Source organism: uncultured Mobiluncus sp., from assembly GCF_963511525.1.
In the GTDB taxonomy this organism is placed as follows: domain Bacteria; phylum Actinomycetota; class Actinomycetes; order Actinomycetales; family Actinomycetaceae; genus Mobiluncus.
In genome coordinates, this window is sequence record NZ_CAUPIY010000006.1 from 69,508 (window position 1) to 86,276 (window position 16,769).

The 16,769-nt window shown below is 55.3% G+C and carries 13 protein-coding genes and 1 tRNA gene; 8 read left to right on the plus strand and 6 right to left on the minus strand.

Annotated features, from left to right (window positions below; all coding sequences use genetic code 11):
• Window positions 1-10 precede the first annotated feature (10 nt).
• Window positions 11-985, minus strand: coding sequence for a phosphoglycerate dehydrogenase (locus tag RQ935_RS05930; RefSeq protein ID WP_311497579.1), 975 nt, complete (start codon window positions 983-985; stop codon window positions 11-13).
• 287 nt (window positions 986-1,272) lie between these two features.
• Between RQ935_RS05930 and RQ935_RS05935 the strand changes: the two genes are divergently transcribed.
• The 4 genes from RQ935_RS05935 to gndA are packed head-to-tail and all read left to right on the plus strand — an operon-like array spanning window position 1,273 to window position 5,986.
• Window positions 1,273-2,679, plus strand: a complete 1,407-nt coding sequence (locus RQ935_RS05935) for a GntP family permease (protein ID WP_311497580.1) — start codon at window positions 1,273-1,275, stop codon at window positions 2,677-2,679.
• Between the two features lie 18 nt (window positions 2,680-2,697).
• A complete protein-coding gene (locus RQ935_RS05940; protein ID WP_311497581.1) occupies window positions 2,698-3,465 on the plus strand; it encodes an SDR family oxidoreductase in 768 nt (255 codons plus the stop codon).
• 34 nt (window positions 3,466-3,499) lie between these two features.
• Window positions 3,500-4,540 (plus strand): zinc-binding dehydrogenase, encoded by a 1,041-nt coding sequence (locus RQ935_RS05945; RefSeq protein WP_311497582.1) that lies wholly within the window; start codon window positions 3,500-3,502, stop codon window positions 4,538-4,540.
• Window positions 4,541-4,546: 6 nt separating this feature from the next.
• Window positions 4,547-5,986 (plus strand): NADP-dependent phosphogluconate dehydrogenase, encoded by a 1,440-nt coding sequence (gene gndA, locus RQ935_RS05950; RefSeq protein WP_311497583.1) that lies wholly within the window; start codon window positions 4,547-4,549, stop codon window positions 5,984-5,986.
• Between the two features lie 64 nt (window positions 5,987-6,050).
• Here gndA and RQ935_RS05955 read toward each other — a convergent pair whose 3' ends face one another.
• A complete protein-coding gene (locus RQ935_RS05955; protein WP_311497584.1) occupies window positions 6,051-6,680 on the minus strand; it encodes a bifunctional 4-hydroxy-2-oxoglutarate aldolase/2-dehydro-3-deoxy-phosphogluconate aldolase in 630 nt (209 codons plus the stop codon).
• Window positions 6,681-7,398: 718 nt separating this feature from the next.
• On the opposite strand from RQ935_RS05955, the gene RQ935_RS05960 reads away from it, so the two are divergent.
• Window positions 7,399-7,487 (plus strand) — tRNA-Ser (locus tag RQ935_RS05960).
• Between the two features lie 148 nt (window positions 7,488-7,635).
• Window positions 7,636-9,057: a pyruvate kinase gene (gene pyk / locus RQ935_RS05965; protein ID WP_311497585.1), complete on the plus strand. Its 1,422-nt coding sequence runs from the start codon at window positions 7,636-7,638 to the stop codon at window positions 9,055-9,057.
• 122 nt (window positions 9,058-9,179) lie between these two features.
• On the opposite strand, the gene RQ935_RS05970 is transcribed toward pyk, so the two are convergent.
• The 4 genes from RQ935_RS05970 to pheA all read right to left on the minus strand — a co-directional run bounded on the left by RQ935_RS05970 (window position 9,180) and on the right by pheA (window position 13,956).
• Window positions 9,180-10,532 (minus strand): AGE family epimerase/isomerase, encoded by a 1,353-nt coding sequence (locus tag RQ935_RS05970; protein WP_311497586.1) that lies wholly within the window; start codon window positions 10,530-10,532, stop codon window positions 9,180-9,182.
• A 149-nt stretch (window positions 10,533-10,681) separates the two neighbouring features.
• On the minus strand, window positions 10,682-11,551 hold the full coding sequence (locus RQ935_RS05975; protein WP_311497587.1) for an HAD hydrolase family protein: 870 nt from the start codon (window positions 11,549-11,551) through the stop codon (window positions 10,682-10,684).
• Between the two features lie 47 nt (window positions 11,552-11,598).
• Entirely contained in the window at window positions 11,599-12,888 is a 1,290-nt protein-coding gene (serS, locus tag RQ935_RS05980) for a serine--tRNA ligase (RefSeq protein ID WP_311497588.1), read from the minus strand.
• A 57-nt stretch (window positions 12,889-12,945) separates the two neighbouring features.
• Window positions 12,946-13,956 carry a prephenate dehydratase gene (pheA, locus tag RQ935_RS05985; protein ID WP_311497589.1) on the minus strand — a complete coding sequence of 337 codons (1,011 nt, stop codon included), beginning with the start codon at window positions 13,954-13,956 and terminating at the stop codon, window positions 12,946-12,948.
• A 69-nt stretch (window positions 13,957-14,025) separates the two neighbouring features.
• Here pheA and RQ935_RS05990 point away from each other — a divergent pair, with 69 nt between their 5' ends.
• Together RQ935_RS05990 and RQ935_RS05995 are read left to right on the plus strand one after the other, a co-directional pair.
• Window positions 14,026-14,631, plus strand: coding sequence for a hypothetical protein (locus RQ935_RS05990; RefSeq protein ID WP_311497590.1), 606 nt, complete (start codon window positions 14,026-14,028; stop codon window positions 14,629-14,631).
• Between the two features lie 68 nt (window positions 14,632-14,699).
• On the plus strand, window positions 14,700-16,766 hold the full coding sequence (locus tag RQ935_RS05995) for a hypothetical protein (protein ID WP_311497591.1): 2,067 nt from the start codon (window positions 14,700-14,702) through the stop codon (window positions 16,764-16,766).
• The last annotated feature ends 3 nt before the right edge of the window (window positions 16,767-16,769 follow it).

Here is a 16,769-nt window from a genome sequence, read left to right on the forward strand (position 1 = left end):
GTGTACTGATTCAAGAAATCGATTTAGAAGCCAGATTAGTTACCGGTTTACCTGCTAAAGCGTGCAACAGATTGTCTACCGCACCCCGTGCCATGCGGATGCGGCTTTGGACAGTTTGGGCGCCGCTGTGCGGGGTGGCGATGACATTGGGGAAACGGAAAAGTTCGTGGTCGGGCGAGGGCGGTTCTTGCTCGTAAGCGTCCAAGGCGAGACCGGCGAGTTGACTGGCGTCCAGGGCTGCGGCGGCGGCGGACTCATCGATAATCCCCCCTCGTGAAGTATTAATCAAAAACGTACCGGGAGACATGAGACGGAACATTGCAGCATCAAACAGATGTTCAGTCTCCCGCGTGAGCGGCAGATGTAGGGAGATGAAATTGCTCTCACGCACCAGGTCAGCCAGCTCCATGCCCTGAACCGTCGGGTCGGTGTCGGGGTCAAAAAATGGGTCGTAAACCAGCACTTTCATCTCCAGACCCGTGACCAACCGGCGCAAAGCCCGCCCGATTGAGCCATATCCCACAATCCCCAAAGTGGCTTGCGACAACTCGGTACCCACCACGCGCAACCACTGTCCCTGCCGAGTCGTTTCGTTCAACTGGGTAACGTGGCGCGCCAGGGCAAACATACTGGTCAAGGCCATTTCGGCAACCGCGATGGAATTTGCTCCCGGAGTGTTGGTCACCACGACTCCGTTGTGGCCAGCAGCCTGCAAATCGACCCGATCAACCCCCACACCGTAACGAGAAATGACTCGCAGGTCAGGGAGCTGATGCAAAACCTCGGCTGAAAAATCGTCCAAACCCGCCAAAATCCCCACGCAACCGCGAGCGGCTTCGACCAGCTGGTCGGCGTCTAAGGGTTTGCCTGACTGGTTATAAGCCACCTCGTAGCCGCTGTCTTGCAAGAGATCGCGGGCAAACTCCAGCTCCGCTGAGGCAAAAGAGGTGGGTGTCACTAATATCTGTGGTTGATGGTTCTTCATGGTGTTCTCCGTGGCGGCTCAATAAATATGGTCAGCGTTGAAAACCATCCTAGTTCCCTATCGTTGTTTGTGGCTGGCCCGCGCGACGCCTTCGGGCGAATCGTCTAAAAATCTCATTATCTGCACCTGCGCAGCTATTTCAACCAAAAACGCGGCGCGTTCCAGTAGACTTTGGGTACATATCGACCGCTGAGTGCCGGCCAACAGGGTTCTTGATGAGGACTGTTGGGGTGTTTGGTGGCCAACATACAAGTGAGAGTTTGCTCTATGTTCAAAGGAGAGTTTAGATGCAACCATTTGAGATTGAGGGATGGACCCAGACTATGGGGACATTACCGCTGCTCGGCATTGCTTTAGCTGCAATCGCCGCGATTTTGGTCCTGGTCATTGTATTCAGGCTCCATGCTTTCCTGACCTTGGTTTTGGTCAGCTTCCTCACGGCCTTAGCTACTGGTTTGCCTCTGGATTCAATCGTGGGGGCGATGAAAGATGGCTTTGGAAGCACCCTGGCCTCGGTCGCGCTGCTCGTTGGCTTAGGTGCCATGCTCGGCAAGATGGTCGAGCAATCGGGAGGCGCGAAGGTACTGGCGGACACCATGATTAATCTCTTCGGTGAGAAACGTGCCCCCCTTGCTTTGGGTGTGGCATCCCTGATTTTGGGCTTCCCCATCTTCTTTGATGCGGGCTTGATCGTGATGCTGCCGATTGTTTTCGCAGTGGCGAAGCGGCTAAAAGGTTCCATCGTCCTCTACGCGATTCCAACCGCGGCCGCGTTCTCGGTCATGCACGTTTTCCTCCCGCCCCACCCTGGCCCCGTTGCCGCAGCCGATTATTTCCATGCCAATGTGGGTTTGGTGATGCTGCAAGGTTTCATCATCGTCATTCCGACCTTCATTCTCTCCGGTTACCTGTGGGCTAAATTCATTGCTCCCCGCGTTAAGGTGGAGGCTTCCCACGTGTTCGGTAACGTGTCGGATGATGAACTTCCTGATAATCTCCCTTCGGTAGGTACCATCATCGCGTTGCTGCTGCTGCCCGTACTGTTAATTTTCATGAACACCGGGTTTTCGACCCTGTCCAAGGTCGGAGTTATCAGCGGTGATGCCAGCTGGGTGAAGTTCCTCATCACTTTGGGCGAGACTCCCATAGCGCTGCTGATTTCGACTCTGGTGTCGATTGCGGTACTTGGCGGCAGGATTTCTAAGGACAAAACTGTTTTGGAAAAGGTGGTTGATTCCGCTTTGGGACCAATCTGTTCGGTGGTGCTCATCACCGGCGCCGGCGGTATGTTCGGTGGGGTTTTGCGTGCTTCGGGAATCGGTGACGCGTTGGCTAAATCGATGGAAGATTTGGGTATTCCGCTCTTGCTGGCTGCCTACCTGATTGCGGTGGCTCTGCGTCTCGCACAAGGGTCGGCCACGGTTGCGCTGGTTACGGCCGCTTCACTGTTGGCTCCGGCGGTCGAACAGGCGGTGTCTGCCGGTCATCTTTCGCAGTGGGGCGTGGTCTGCATCACTATGGCTGCGTCTGCGGGTTCGGTGTTTGCTTCACACGTCAACGATTCTGGTTTCTGGCTGGTTGGTCGATTGACGGGTATGGATGTAAAGACCACCCTGAAGGTGTGGACCGTGCAGCAACTTCTCGAATCAGTCATCGCTTTCGCTATCGTGGCGCTGCTTTTCATCTTTGCTTAGAGCGAAGTCCGCGAAATTATGAGTAACTGGTTCGATATTTCTGGTCGAGCCGCCCTAGTAACCGGATCTAACCGGGGACTAGGGCTGGCTCTGGCCACTGGATTAGCAAAAGCTGGGGCACACGTCACTCTGCAAGGCCGGGATGCCACGAAAGTTTCCCAAGCAGCCCAGCAGTTGTCGCAGTCCTTGGGGGTCCCGGTCGGACACCTGGTTTTTGATGTCACGAATGCCCAGGACGCCGAGCAGGCTCTCAATGACTTTATGGACAGCCAGGGCACGCCAGATATCCTGGTCAACAACGCTGGCATCCAGCGTCGTCACCCCATCACCGAGTTCCCCACCGAAGAATGGGACGCGGTCATCAACACGAATCTTTCTTCCGTGTTCTACGTGACGAAACCGGTAGCGCAGCGCATGGTGGAACGCGGCAGTGGCAAAGTCATCATGGTCGGTTCCGTGCAGTCTCGGCTAGCGCGGCAAACCATTGCTCCGTACTGCGCCTCTAAAGGCGGCGTAGCGATGTTTGCCCAAGGCCTCGCGGCGGATCTATCGCGCTACAACATCCAAGTCAATACGCTGTCTCCCGGATACTTTGCTACCGAGATGAACACCGATTTGTGGCAAGACCCGCAATTTGATGCCTGGCTGAAAGCCCGGACTCCGGCGGGACGTTGGGGAAAGTTCGACGAGCTGATGGGGACACTCATATATCTGTCCTCCGAGGCGTCGAATTTTGTCACCGGACAAAATATTTTCGTTGATGGTGGAATGACCAGCGTGGTCTAGATCATCAGGTCGAAACGCCACAGGGAGGTAATGAATGACTGACATGAAACAGGTGCGTATCAACGCCAAGGAAGAAATGGAATCCTGCTGCGTGCCTCGCCCTGAGCCCGGTAAAGGTCAGGTGCTGGTGAGGGTCGCTTGGGCCGGTATCTGCGGTTCGGATTTGCACTATTTCTTTGATGGACAGGTCGGTGCTTTCAAACTGCGCGAACCGCTGGTGCCAGGTCATGAAATAGTCGGTATCGTCGCTAAGGACCCCTCTGGGACCTACGCGCCAGGAACGCCGGTTACCCCGCATCCGGCCACCTTCGGCCAGCCCCAAGCCGCCTACAGTGATTCACCTCACTTGTGGCCGGGGGGAGCCTACCTTGGATCGGCCTCCACCTGGCCCCACACCCAAGGGGGTATGAGCGAATACCTCCTGTTACGACTTGACCAAATCAACGCTTTGCCACCGGATTTGCCGTTGAAACGCGGGGTGCTGACCGAACCTTTGTGTGTCGGTTTGCACGCCTTACATCGTCTCCAGGCAGCCACAGGATGGCAGAATTTGGCGGGTCGGAACGTGGCGGTAATCGGGGCGGGTCCAATTGGGTTGCTGGCCGCCGGCGCGGCCCAGAGCCTGGGAGCCCAGGTCAGCTGTATAGATGTGCAGGACGCCCCTCTGCAGCGAGCTCAAGCCCTGGGAGTAGACCACGTGTATAACTCGACTGTGACTGAACCCGAGGCTGGAGCTTTCGATGCGGTCCTGGAATGCGCGGGCGTGTTTCCCGCCATTTCACAAGCCTTCCAGATTTGCCGTCCTCGTGGCACAGTGGTTCAGGTGGGAATGGTCCCCGCGATTGATGGGCCGGTCAATTTAGCACCCTTGATTTCCAAAGAAATCACCTATTTGGGAACGTTCCGTTTCCTAGACGAAATCGACCAAGCATTGGAAATCTTGGTTGCCGCTCCGCAGTTAGAATCCGTCATTACGCACGAGTTCAACGCTGACGAAGCTGAAAAAGCCTTCCACACGGCCAAAGACAGTGCCGCGTCCGGCAAAGTAATAGTCAACCTATGGTTTGAGGAGTGAAAACTTATGACAGCAAAAGCAGATGTAGCAGTAATCGGAACCGGCGTGATGGGACGTTCTTTGGCGCGCAACTTCGCACGTCACGGACACACCGTTGCCCTGTTTGATGTTTCTCCTGGGCGGGCTGCTCAGGTGGCGCAAGAGCACAGTGCGGAAGGAGCCTTTATCCCGGCTCAGGATCCGGTGAAGTTGGCCGAATCGATGTCCACCCCTCGGGTAGCCATTTTGCTGGTGCCAGCGGGTGAACCGACTGACAAGGCTATCGATATGCTCGGGGAAGTTTTCTCCGCCGGGGACATCATCGTAGATATGGGCAACTCTTTCTACCTTGACACCGAACGACGGGAAAAGCTGGTTACTGAGCGCGGACTGCACTTTGTCGGTTGTGGAATCTCAGGAGGGGAATCCGGGGCTCTCAACGGACCCTCCATCATGCCTGGCGGTGCCCAAAAGGCTTACGAGAGGCTGGGGCCCCTGTTGGAATCAATTTCGGCCCATTATCAGGGCGAACCGTGCTGCACCTGGGTAGGCCCGGGAGGGGCGGGACACTACGTGAAAATGGTGCATAACGGGATTGAATATGCCGATATGGAACTGCTCAGTGAGGCTTACCAGCTATTACGTTACAGAAACGGAATGAGTCCGGCTGAGATTGGCGAGGTGTTTTCTCGCTGGAACGAGGGCCCGCTGCATTCTTATCTGTTAGAAATATCCGCCGATATTTTGCAGCATACCGATGAAAAAACGCAGCAGCCTTTCATCGACATTATTTGTGACGAGGCTGGTCAAAAGGGTACGGGTTCGTGGACTGTGCAAAACGCGCTGACCCTGGGGGCTGGTTCCACCATCATTGCGGCGGCCACTTTTGCTCGGGCGGTATCCTCGCAAAGAGTCCACCGGAACTTGGCCCGTGAGGTCTTAGGAGAGCTGGTTCCTGACACTGCCCCCGGGGGGCCAGATTTGCTAGATAATCTGGAAAAAGCCGTCTATGGGGCAAAAATTGTGGCGTACTCTCAAGGACTGTCGCAAATCCAAGCCGCCTGTAAGGAATACGGTTGGGAAGTCGACCTGGCCAAGCTGGCAGGCATTTGGCGTGCCGGCTGCATCATCCAAGCCCGGCTCCTGCAAGACATCATGGAAACTTACAAGGATGGCGACTTTGATACCCCGCTGTTGCTGAAACCTGCCATCAGCGCGGTCATTAGAGACGCCCTGCCCGCGTGGCGCGCGGTGGTCAGTGACGCGATCAAAGCCGGGATAGCTCTGCCTGCTCTCAGCGCTGGCTTGGCATATCTGGATTCCTTGCGTTGCCCATCTCTGCCGACAGCTCTGGTGCAGGCCCAAAGGGACTTCTTCGGGGCGCATACCTATCGCCGGCGGGACAGTGAGGGAAGTTTCCATACCCGTTGGGAGAAACCGGAACGTCCGGAGATATCGCTCTCCTAGCAGTAACTATAAGTTAACGTGGTTCACCCGATAGGGTAGTGTCACCAGCAGTACGGTGTGGTTTTCAGCGAGTTGCCGCAATCTCTAGGGCAGCAGCAGCCCGAGCGGCAATTTCGCTGAAATCACCCTGGGCAATTAACTGTCGAGTGGCGATCCAAGAGCCCCCGCAGGCCGCCACCTGTGGGTGAGCCAGATACTGCGCCAGATTTTCCGTTGAGATACCACCGGTCGGAACAAACTGTATCTGTGGGAAAGGACCTGAAAGTGCGGAAATAACCGGCAGCCCGCCCGAGGCTTCCGCGGGGAAGAACTTGACGTACTGCAATCCCGAATTGACCGCTTTCATCAGCCAAGAAGCATCGGTAGCGCCCGGCAACACCGGCACTTGGTTCGCCTGGCAGTAATCCACTAGGTCTTGATCGTAACCGGGCATGACCAGGTACTTGGCCCCCGAATCTATGGCGGTTCGAGCCTGTTCCAGATTCGTGACGGTGCCCGCACCCACCAAAATATCGCTGTGCTGGGACATCTGCGCGATAGCCTCAGCTGCCGCGGCAGTGCGGAAAGTGACCTCAGCGGTGGTGATGCCTCCGGCAAGCAAAGCGTCCGCCAATGCCACGGCATCTTTCGCATCGTCTAAAACTACTACCGGTATGAGGGGATTTTTCTTGATCACCGCGTCCATATCCATCATGGTTCCTCCTGAAATTCTTGAGCCCTTGTCTGCTGGGCATTTTGCCTGACTGTTACGGAGTTCTGAAAAGGCTGGCACATCGCCCAATCGTGAAACATCGTTACCATCATTTTAAGATTTCATGAGGTGTGAAATGGTCGTAATCAAGCTAGATTGCACAAGGCGAGGGTGGTGTTTGTGGTGTTGCGCCTGAAACGACCAATTGTGGTCGTTTCTTAACGGCTTCACCGTTTTCGCGGCGGCTCATGCGAGCGTTGCTCGCTGCCGCCCGCGCCGGTGAACCGGGGGTTCGAATCCCTCGCGGAGGGCGAGGGTGGTGTTTGTGGTGTTTCGCCTGAAACGACCAATCATGGTCGTTTCTTAACGGCTTCACCGTTTTCGCGGTGGCTCTTGCGAGCGTTGCTCGCTGCCGCCCGCGCCGGTGAACCGGGGGTTCGAATCCCTCGCGGAGGGCGAGGGTGGTGTTTGTGGTGTTTCGCCTGAAACGACCAATCATGGTCGTTTCTTAACGGCTTCACCGTTTTCGCGGTGGCTCTTGCGAGCGTTGCTCGCTGCCGCCCGCGCCGGTGAGTTTCCCCACAACGGTTTTCAAGACCGTCACATTCGGCCGCTCTGTCAGCCCTCCAGCGCGAAAAGCGTGATATCGATTCTAGCAGGTGAAAACTGAAGCGCCGACTTTTGGAAAATTTGGAGGAATTTCGCTAGAGTTAAAACCCTTGGAGACGTGGCTGAGCGGCCGAAAGCGGCACCCTGCTAAGGTGTTAGGGGCCTTGCCCCTCGCAGGTTCAAATCCTGTCGTCTCCGCCAAACCCGCGTCACTTAGGGTGACGCGGGATTTTTCATTTGTGCTGGCACGTCCCCATTCTCTTTATCGTGCGATATCCGCTCGACTCGGCTCTATGACTTTTTGATAAATTCTTTCAGTTTCACCGGTTATTCGAGATAGTGTTGAACTATGCGTCGTTCCAAAATAGTCTGCACTCTCGGCCCAGCCACCAACACGGAGGAAAAGATTCGTTCGTTGATGCACGCCGGAATGAATGTGGTGCGCATCAACCGTTCCCATGGCACCCAAGCTGAGGCGGATGAGCAAATCGCTCTGGTGCGCAAAGTTGAGAAAGAATTTGAAAACCCCGTGGCTATCCTAGTTGACCTGCAGGGTCCCAAGATTCGTTTGGGTACGTTCACAAATGGTGTTGAAAGCCTCATTTTGGGCCAGGATTTCACCATCACCACCCGTGACGTACCGGGGGACTCCAGCCTTGTTTCAACTACGTTCAAAGGATTGCCAGGAGACTGCCATCCCGGCGATTTGCTGCTGATTGACGACGGCAACGTTCAGGTACGGGTGACTCGCGTCGAGGGTGAGGACGTGGTGACGAAAGTTGAAGTTCCGGGAGAAGTATCGGATCATAAAGGATTGAACTTGCCGGGCGTGGCCGTATCGGTACCTGCTCTTTCTGAAAAAGATGAGGATGATTTACGCTGGGCGCTGACTCGGGAAGTTGACTACATTGCCTTGTCTTTTGTACGCCGAGCGGCTGACTTGGATGACGTACACAAGGTGATGGATGAAGTCGGACATTACCTTCCGGTTATCGCCAAGATAGAAAAACCCCAGGCTGTGGACAATTTGCAGGAAATTATTCAAGCTTTTGATGCCGTTATGGTGGCTCGCGGCGATCTTGGGGTGGAGATGCCGCTGGAGGAAGTCCCCACCGTACAAAAGAGGGCGATCGAATTGTGTCGTGCAGAGGCGAAACCTGTCATCGTGGCTACCCAGGTACTGGAATCCATGATCTACAATGCCCGCCCCACCAGGGCAGAAGCCTCAGACTGTGCCAATGCGGTGTGGGATGGTGCTAGTGCGGTGATGCTTTCCGGAGAGACAGCAGTGGGCAGCTATCCGATTCAAGCCGTGGAAACTATGGCAAAAATTATCGAAGCAGCGGAAGAACTAGGCACGCGTCACTTTGCGAAACTCAAGGATGGCGACCTTGATTGGGAATCAATCATCGCACGTCATGCACTTTTAATTGCGAAGTCAACCAATTCTAAATTCGTGGCGGCCTTCACTAATTCCGGAGCTACAGCTCACCGGCTGGCTCGGTTGCGTTCCACGATACCTCTGTATGTGTTCTGTTACCACGAGCAAGTCCGGCGCCAATTGGCTTTGGAATGGGGAATTCAAACCTATCCCGTTAAAATGGCGCAGCGACTTTTTTCAATGATTCATGATGCGGAAGATATTTTGCTGGAACGCGGTATTGTTCAACCAGACGAGGTGGCTGTGTTCGTCGGAGGCCTTCCTCCAGGGCAAAGGGGAAGCACCAACACTATCCGATTGCACCGGGTCTGTTCATATGACGATATTTGATTCTATTAATTGACACGGTTGACATGATGAAGATAGTAAGACGGAACTGAAGTGCCCAGTCTATGATGACTAACGCCTCATTCCAGAATTTGTGTTGCCTCTGCCACAGAAAATAGTAGCGGTTATACCCACAGCGCTTCGTGGTATTCAGCACTAAGAGGGTGATCCAGGTTACCTTGTGCAATCGCGGCGGGTGCGGAGGGGGCATTGGGCAGACGCGGTGCCAACAATGCTCTCACTGAATGATAAATATCGGGAGCTCCTGGCCATACGGTGTCATCTGGTAGGTTGTTTGCGTTGAGCTCGCCGACCCAATAGCCATCAGCTTGGATGACATGTGCCTCCAAGAAGTCCCACCAACGGTAGTAAAGTTCGAAGTAGGGCTCTAATTCTTCTGCAGTGGCTCCCTGTTCGCGCAACGCAAAAGCCAGGGATACCAATGACTGGATAGCTTCCGTAAGGACCCAGGTAAACCGTTGACGCATCAAAGGTTTACCGTGATAGTCCACGGTAAAGAAAATACCGCTGTGGCCGTCTTTGTACCATGAATCCGCGGCTGTCCGATCGAAAATCTCTCGTGCCACCTGCAAATAATCTTTCGGGGGTTCGAGACCATTGTTTTGTAAAGCGGCAGCTACTTGGATAATTTTCCGTGACCAGCCAAAATTGTGTCCGACATTGATTCCATAGGGTCGGCGCGGGTCAGCTGGGGTGCCGACATTGTAGTTTCGGTCCAGGTTCCAATTTCCATCGAAGTGTTCCGGAACTCGCCAATTGTTTTTTCTGGCTTGTTCCATGGCAAAAGTGACAATTCGCGCGGCTCGTTCAATCCACTTTTTGTCTTGAGTGGCATCACCGACAGCGAGAAAAGCCGAGACGGCGTGCAGGTTTGAGCTCATGCCGTGATAGCTTTCCATCTCTGAAAAATCGCGTTCGAAGTTTTCGTTTACACGGCCAAGTTCTTCGTCCCAAAAGTATTTCTCTTCGACTTTGATGGCTTGTTTCAGTAAGTCTTTAGCGCTACTGACAGGGGTTAATGAAGCTGCGGCAGCTGCCTCCAAAAGATAGGACATAGCCCGTGAGCTTTTCCGATTCCCCTCTGTTCCCGCAGGTATGCCACGCGTATTTGCTAATTTTTGGCGTTCTTGAATTGGTTCAATCAAAGAAAACCAGCCATCGTAGTCAGGATCTTTGAATGCATATGTGATGGCTTGGACTCCGTGTTCGCACCGTCGCAGAGAACCGGGGATTCCCAATAGCGAAGCTACGGCATAAATGTAGGTCGAGCGAGCCGTCAAATCGAGATCCACAGGTTTTGCTGTATCGACGCTCCCATCTCTGCGAATGTATCCAAAACCGCCGTGAATGTATGCATTCTGGCCGTATTCCAGCACCGTTTGCATGTGATTGCCGAGCCAGCGAACATGTTCTGTGGAATCGAATCTTGGCATTGTCGCTCCCTCCTCACCAGCCATCGATACGAAAATTTTACCCGTTGATTCCTAAGTTTTTTGGACTTCGGTTGAATTTTCAACACTTATTAATTGCTTGAGAGAGTAAGTTTCGCGTTGCGTTCGGCAGATTTTTATCTGGTAACCGATTCACCCTGGGGGCTTCGAGTACTTCAAAGTCCCATTACTTGAGTGAGAGCTTCCAAGACTGCGCCTGCACCCTGCTTCGTGTCCGGCAGGGTAGTGGCGGCAGCGGCTGCTTTTACTTCGGGTCGGGCATTTCCCATGGCGACCCCGTAACCAGCGGTTCGCAGCAGGGGGATATCGTTACCGCCGTCTCCGATGGCAATAGTGTGACCCAAGTCAACCCCTAAATTCGCGCAAACAGTGGCAAGTCCGTGCCCTTTTGAAGTTTCCGGAGGGTTAATGTCCAGCCAGGAACGCCACCCGATGGCGTGTTCCACACCGGTAAAATCTATGCGTTTGACCGCGCGATGAAATTCCTCATTATTCAACTGGGGTTCACGAATGACCACCCGGGAAACCGGGGTCGCCAAAAGTGTTTCGAGGTCTTGCACCTCCAGGGTTTCACGCAGTTCTCCGGGAGGGAAGGGCTTGGAAACCCGGAAACCGAGTGGATTGTCCTCCACTCCAATGCAGGCTTCGGGAAGCACCTGGAGTACGCGAGCCACTATGGGACGCGGGTCGAAAGTGTACTGATTCGTCAGGGCGTAACCGTCAGTTTGCGTATAATGACCGACCAGGGAGCCGTTGGCGCTGGCAATCCAGGCACTTTCCAGTTCCAGCCCTTCCACCACCGGCAGGGTTGCCGGAACGGAACGTCCTGTGGTGATGCAGATGTGCACCCCACCAATACGGAGTCGATCGGCATATTCCTTTACTTTGGGATAAATCTGCTGTTCGGGGGTGACTATGGTGCCGTCAATGTCCAGGGAGACCAACACGTCACGAGGATTTTTGGGCAAGCCCATTAGTCCCAGCGCGATAGCGTGGCGTGTGACTTGTTCGGTGTACTCGCCCAAAAAAACCTCCGGTATCGGGTTAATATCGTGCTAAAAAGCTATGCAAGTTATTTACCTGGTTGACTGACAGGTTCCAGAACTTCCAACCCGCCCAGATAGGGACGCAATCCGGCAGGGACCCGCACCGAACCATCGGCCTGCTGGTGGTTTTCTAAAATAGCCACAATCCAGCGCGTAGTTCCCAACGTTCCGTTCAAAGTGGCGCAAACCTGCGGTTTTCCTTCCGCATCGCGGTAGCGAATTCCCAGGCGTCGCGCCTGGAAAGTCGTGCAGTTGGAGGTAGACGTTACTTCCATAAACCGCTTCTGGGTGGGCAGCCAGGCTTCGCAGTCAAACTTTTGCGCCGCGCTGGAACCGAGATCCCCGGCCGCTGTATTGATGACTCGATAGGGTAGTTCCACCTTGGCGAGCATTTCGCGTTCCATATTGAGCAGCTTTTGATGCTCCGCCAGCGCATCTTCGGGCTTGCAATAGGAAAACATCTCGACTTTGTGGAACTGGTGGACGCGAATAATGCCGCGCGTATCCTTGCCGTAGGAACCCGCTTCGCGCCTAAAGCATGCTGACCAGCCGGTATAGCGCTTGGGACCGGCGGAAAGGTCAATGATTTCTCCCGTATGATAACCAGCCAAAGCAACTTCCGAAGTTCCAGTGAGGTACAAATCATCTGCCGGTAGGTAGTAAATCTCGTCCGAGTGCTCGCCTAGGAATCCCGTCCCGCTCATAGTCTCAGGTGACACCATGCACGGCGTAATCATCGGGGTGAACCCGTGAGCCATGGCGGTGTCAAAGGCGGCGTTGAGGATGGCGAGTTCGAGGCGCGCGCCCACGCCCTTCAGATAGTAGAACCGCGCCCCCGAAACTTTGGCGCCCCGATCAGTGTCGATAGCGTCCAAACCGATACCCAGGTCGAGATGATCCTTGGGGGTGAAGCCTTCCGCCTCAAAGTCGCGAATCGGCACGCCCTCCTGACCCAGTACCTCGTAATCGTCTTCGCCGCCGGAAGGAACCCCGTCCAAAATCAGGTTTTCCAGCACCATCGCGGCCTTCTTGGCTTCCTCGGCGGCCTCATTAGACGTAACTTCTAAAGCTTTGACTGTTTCGCTCAGCTTCTTGGCTTGCTCCAGCAGGGCGGGGCGTTCCTCTTTCGAGGCGCTGCCGATGGTCTTTGAAAAGGCCTTTTGTTCGGCGCGCGCTGTTTCAAAAGCGGTCAGCGCCGCCCGGCGGCGTTCGTCAGCGGCTAAGGCCTGGTCTACAGTTGCGGGGTCGTTACCGCGAGCCACCTGGGAGGCCCGCATCGGTTCCGGATTGTCTTTCATCGCACGCAAATCAATCATGCTTAAAGCATAACCGTTTTGCGCCTCATCTTTAGATAGCGCGGCTCGCTAGCGAACTCACACCGCGCGACCGGAGACGACCTGTTCCATCCAGGCTTGTGCCGTGGCGAAATCCATATTCGCCGTCCCCCGCACAATCTGGGTGCGCATCCGATCCGCCCGCGGGTAGGAGCCTAAAAACCGCACTTCCGGGCAGGTTCGGTGCAGCCCCATCAAAGCATCTTTGACACGTTCTTCAAAAATATGGCCCTCGATATCAATGGAAAAGGCATAGCGGTCAAAGTGCCCTCCGACCGGGCGTGATTCGATGCGCGAAAGGTTTACTCCCCGTGCCGAAAACTGTTCTAGCATGGTCAGCAGGGCGCCGGATTCATTGTCCGGTAACGTAACTTGAACTGTGGTTTTGTCTGCCCCTGTGGGGGGAGGAATGGCTCCGGGAGGGGAAACTAGGACGAATCGGGTTTGGGCGCTGTCGTCATCGGCAATCCCCTCCGCGAGAGTTTTTCCGCCATAGGCCGAAGCGGATACTGCGGAGCAAAGGGCCGCGTCATAGCCGCACGAGGCGTCCTCCATCAGCAGTTTGGCGGCCGCGGCGGTGGAAGTGGTCGGGATATGAGTCACCTCGCCGATATGCTGCTCCACCCAACAACGAGTTTGCGCCCAGGCGTGCGGATGCGTGCCGATTCGTTTAATCCGACTCAACTCAAGCCCAGAATCTGCCCGCACCATCAACGCAAAGGCAATCGGTACTAAAACTTCACCCACAATCGTCAAGGGCTGACCGTGAGCTAAAGCGTCCAAAGTGGCGTTAACGCCGCCTTCAACGGAGTTCTCAATAGGCACGACAGCGCGATCGGCCTCGCCGGTACGAACCAGGTGCAGAGCAGATTCGACGCCGGCAGCGGGAATCAAGGTGGCGTCACGGGGTGTGATTTCACGGGTTGCTTGCTCGCTAAAAGTCCCAAAAGGTCCCAGGAAGGAAACTCGCAAAGGACCTCTCACCTCCGGTCCGGGAAGTGATGTTCCAGTCGAATTCGATGATGCCGGGTTGTTTGATACAGTGTTCATAGATGGTACTCCTCAAAATAATTATCGCGAAGCAGCGCAATTTCCACAAAAATCGGTATGATTTTAACCATGCAGACAAAAGTCAAGCCCGCTGTTATGCCTCCACGCCCGACGTCGGGGCGGACGGGCAACGGTACGCGTAAACCGATTAAGCGTTCTTATAAGCCGCTTCCGACGACGCGTTACCTGGTTGCTGGTTTGACCGCGATTATTGTCAGCATGGGACTCATCGCCGGGGCGATGAGCTCAACCAATACTTTTGACACCAGGCCCTGGGATCCTTCCCAAGAAATGCACTGGGATCCGTTCGAGCATCATATGATTGCTGGTTTGGATGTGGGCTCTCTCAGTGAGGCGGGACGTCGTACTTCTGAGGCAATCAAACCTAAGACGGGTGCAACTCCCGCAGAAACTAATACGCAGACAAAGACTGAGAAAACTCCCGAGGCGACGGTCGATGAGTCTCCGGCCTCAGGCCAAGCCAATCCAGAGCCTTCCTCAGCCAATGAGACAAAGTCGTCTTCTACTGTCGTACAGACTTTTGAAGTTCCTGGCGCGCCCCAAGAGCCGACCGCTTCAGAAGCTCCCGCTGGGGCGCCTCCCGTGGCTATGGGTTCCATCTCTAAGGGTTCTCCAGTTGACCCGGTTCACGAGGTCGCGGTCCCAAAAGCATAGCCACCGGAGCGTCTTCATCGGTCTCCAGTTTGGGTGGTGCCTCCGGTACGGTCAGTATGGCTGCCCAGATGAGCCGCGCGCCGCTATTAGTTTTGTTGGGTGCGCAATGGCGTTGGGATGACGATTCCCTGGCCGACCCGGACTTACGAGGACTCCTGGAAAGTTCCACCCGCGCAAATTCGGTGGTGCGTACCAAAGCGAACACCACTGTTCCGGCTGCCGGTTTTCGGACGTTGGCGACAGGAAACCGGATGGGCTCAAGTGAAAGAAACTGGAGCCTCGGTCGGGCGGTGCTGGATTCCGGTACAAACTTGCGCCTCTTTGGTGATGGAGCGGCGGCCGGTCTGGGTTTCGTGCACCCTGACGCACCGGGCACCAAGCTTCCCGATTCCCTGAGTTTTTCTCCGGCATCCAGCTACCGGGGGGCCAGCCCAGAAGTTTTTGCGGACCTGCTCAGCCAGGTCATGACTCCCGGAGCGGTCGTCGTGGTCGATATGAGGGTATTTTCCCGCCGCCTGCAGCCCCAAATTATTCGCGCCGCCTGGCAGCGCGGCGATGATTCGGGCTGGAATACCATTGTTGCCTCAATAGCTGATGATAAATCGGCGGTGAATCGGGAATCCGATGTTTACCTAGTTGACAAATCCGTGCCTCAAAAAGCCATTGTTCCGCCGGGAAATCCCAGGCTGCAGGTTTTTGCGGCGCGCGGCCCCCAGTTTGGCAATGGGGGCGCGACCTCGGCTTCCACCCACCGACCGGGGTGGGTGCAAACCGCCGACCTGACCGCCACCATCTTGGACTATGTCGGAGCTCAGAAACCAGCGTGGGTACAAGGCTCAACCATCACTACGGGAAATGTGGTCACAGTGGAGTCTCTCGCGTCGGCAGCGCGCCGGGCCGCGATGATCCGCAATGTCCAAGTTTGGTTCCTTCCCGGCTTGGGGGTGGGGCTGGCTTTGTTGTTGATTGTGGCAGTATGGACACTGAATCGTCGCACTCACCCTCGGCTGGGTGAGGAGTGGGCACAGCCCCGGGCGCTGCTGGGGTTTTGGCGAATGGTCGCAACCTTCGCCGCCCTCATTCCGGCCATGGCGTACTTCATGAACTTGGCGCCGTGGTGGGAACTTGGACCAGCCGACACGGACGTGGCTGCCGCCAGCTACCTGTGGTTGGGGTGCCTGCTCCCGGTCATCCTTAGTGCCCTAGCGGCGATAGTCTGGAGCGTTTTGGGCTTGAATTCCCTCCTCGGCCCGCTCTTCATAATAAGCATATCATCGCTGATAGTAGGGGTACTTGACCCCTTAATTGGTTCTCCGATGGTGCTGGATTCCATCATGGGGCTGCAATCAACGGTCGGGGGGCGTTTTTTCGGCATCGACAATGTCATGTTCGCGGTACTCGCTACCGGGGCGCTCACCCTGGCTACGGTGGCCTACGGGCTGGTAGAGGAACGCAAACAACCAAATGTCTCAGAAAAGTCCCTGATGGTAGTGCTAATAGTGCTAGCTGGCGCGGTGATTATTCTGGACTCAGCCCCCAGCCTGGGGGCAGATTTCGGCGGCACGATGGCTCTGGTTCCCGGCTTTGCCATCCTGTTCTTAAAATTCAATCGAAAACCTCTAACAATCCTATCATCTGCGACGATAGCCTTATTGACCGTAGTCGTAGCAGCTATATTTGCTTATTTAGATTGGTTGCGGCCCGCCGATGAACGCACTCATTTGGGCAATTTTATGGATACGCTCGCACAGGGGCGAGTGTTGCCGGTACTGATTAACAAATCTACGATGGTTTGGAATGCTGGCTGGCCGGCGTGGCTGATTATTAGTGTCATTCTGGCTATTCTCTTGGCCCTGGCGATTATTCTGGCCCCGCTGTTTGCCAATATGCGCAACCCCTACCGACGTGACTACGGCTGGCTGTGGGGCAGCGTTGGCGCCAAGCTAAAACCCGAAGGAATCACTTGGAATCATGCGGAAAGAGCCTTATTTATGGCTTGGTGTACCACGATGGTGGTGGGAATGCTGCTCAATGATTCTGGAATCCTGCTGGGTATGGCGGGAGCCGCGGTCATGTTCCCAGCCATCTTGGCGCAGGGATGTCACAAATTCCTAACAGACCAGCCTCAGCGCTAACCG

What these genes read in the sequence shown, in the direction of transcription:
- RQ935_RS05930 (WP_311497579.1), bottom strand. Translation starts at nt 985, where the DNA reads ATGAAGAACCATCAACCACAGATATTAGTGACACCCACCTCTTTTGCC.
- RQ935_RS05935 (WP_311497580.1), top strand. Translation starts at nt 1,273, where the DNA reads ATGCAACCATTTGAGATTGAGGGATGGACCCAGACTATGGGGACATTA.
- RQ935_RS05940 (WP_311497581.1), top strand. Translation starts at nt 2,698, where the DNA reads ATGAGTAACTGGTTCGATATTTCTGGTCGAGCCGCCCTAGTAACCGGA.
- RQ935_RS05945 (WP_311497582.1), top strand. Translation starts at nt 3,500, where the DNA reads ATGACTGACATGAAACAGGTGCGTATCAACGCCAAGGAAGAAATGGAA.
- gndA (WP_311497583.1), top strand. Translation starts at nt 4,547, where the DNA reads ATGACAGCAAAAGCAGATGTAGCAGTAATCGGAACCGGCGTGATGGGA.
- RQ935_RS05955 (WP_311497584.1), bottom strand. Translation starts at nt 6,680, where the DNA reads ATGATGGATATGGACGCGGTGATCAAGAAAAATCCCCTCATACCGGTA.
- pyk (WP_311497585.1), top strand. Translation starts at nt 7,636, where the DNA reads ATGCGTCGTTCCAAAATAGTCTGCACTCTCGGCCCAGCCACCAACACG.
- RQ935_RS05970 (WP_311497586.1), bottom strand. Translation starts at nt 10,532, where the DNA reads ATGGCTGGTGAGGAGGGAGCGACAATGCCAAGATTCGATTCCACAGAA.
- serS (WP_311497588.1), bottom strand. Translation starts at nt 12,888, where the DNA reads ATGATTGATTTGCGTGCGATGAAAGACAATCCGGAACCGATGCGGGCC.
- pheA (WP_311497589.1), bottom strand. Translation starts at nt 13,956, where the DNA reads ATGAACACTGTATCAAACAACCCGGCATCATCGAATTCGACTGGAACA.
- RQ935_RS05990 (WP_311497590.1), top strand. Translation starts at nt 14,026, where the DNA reads ATGCAGACAAAAGTCAAGCCCGCTGTTATGCCTCCACGCCCGACGTCG.
- RQ935_RS05995 (WP_311497591.1), top strand. Translation starts at nt 14,700, where the DNA reads ATGAGCCGCGCGCCGCTATTAGTTTTGTTGGGTGCGCAATGGCGTTGG.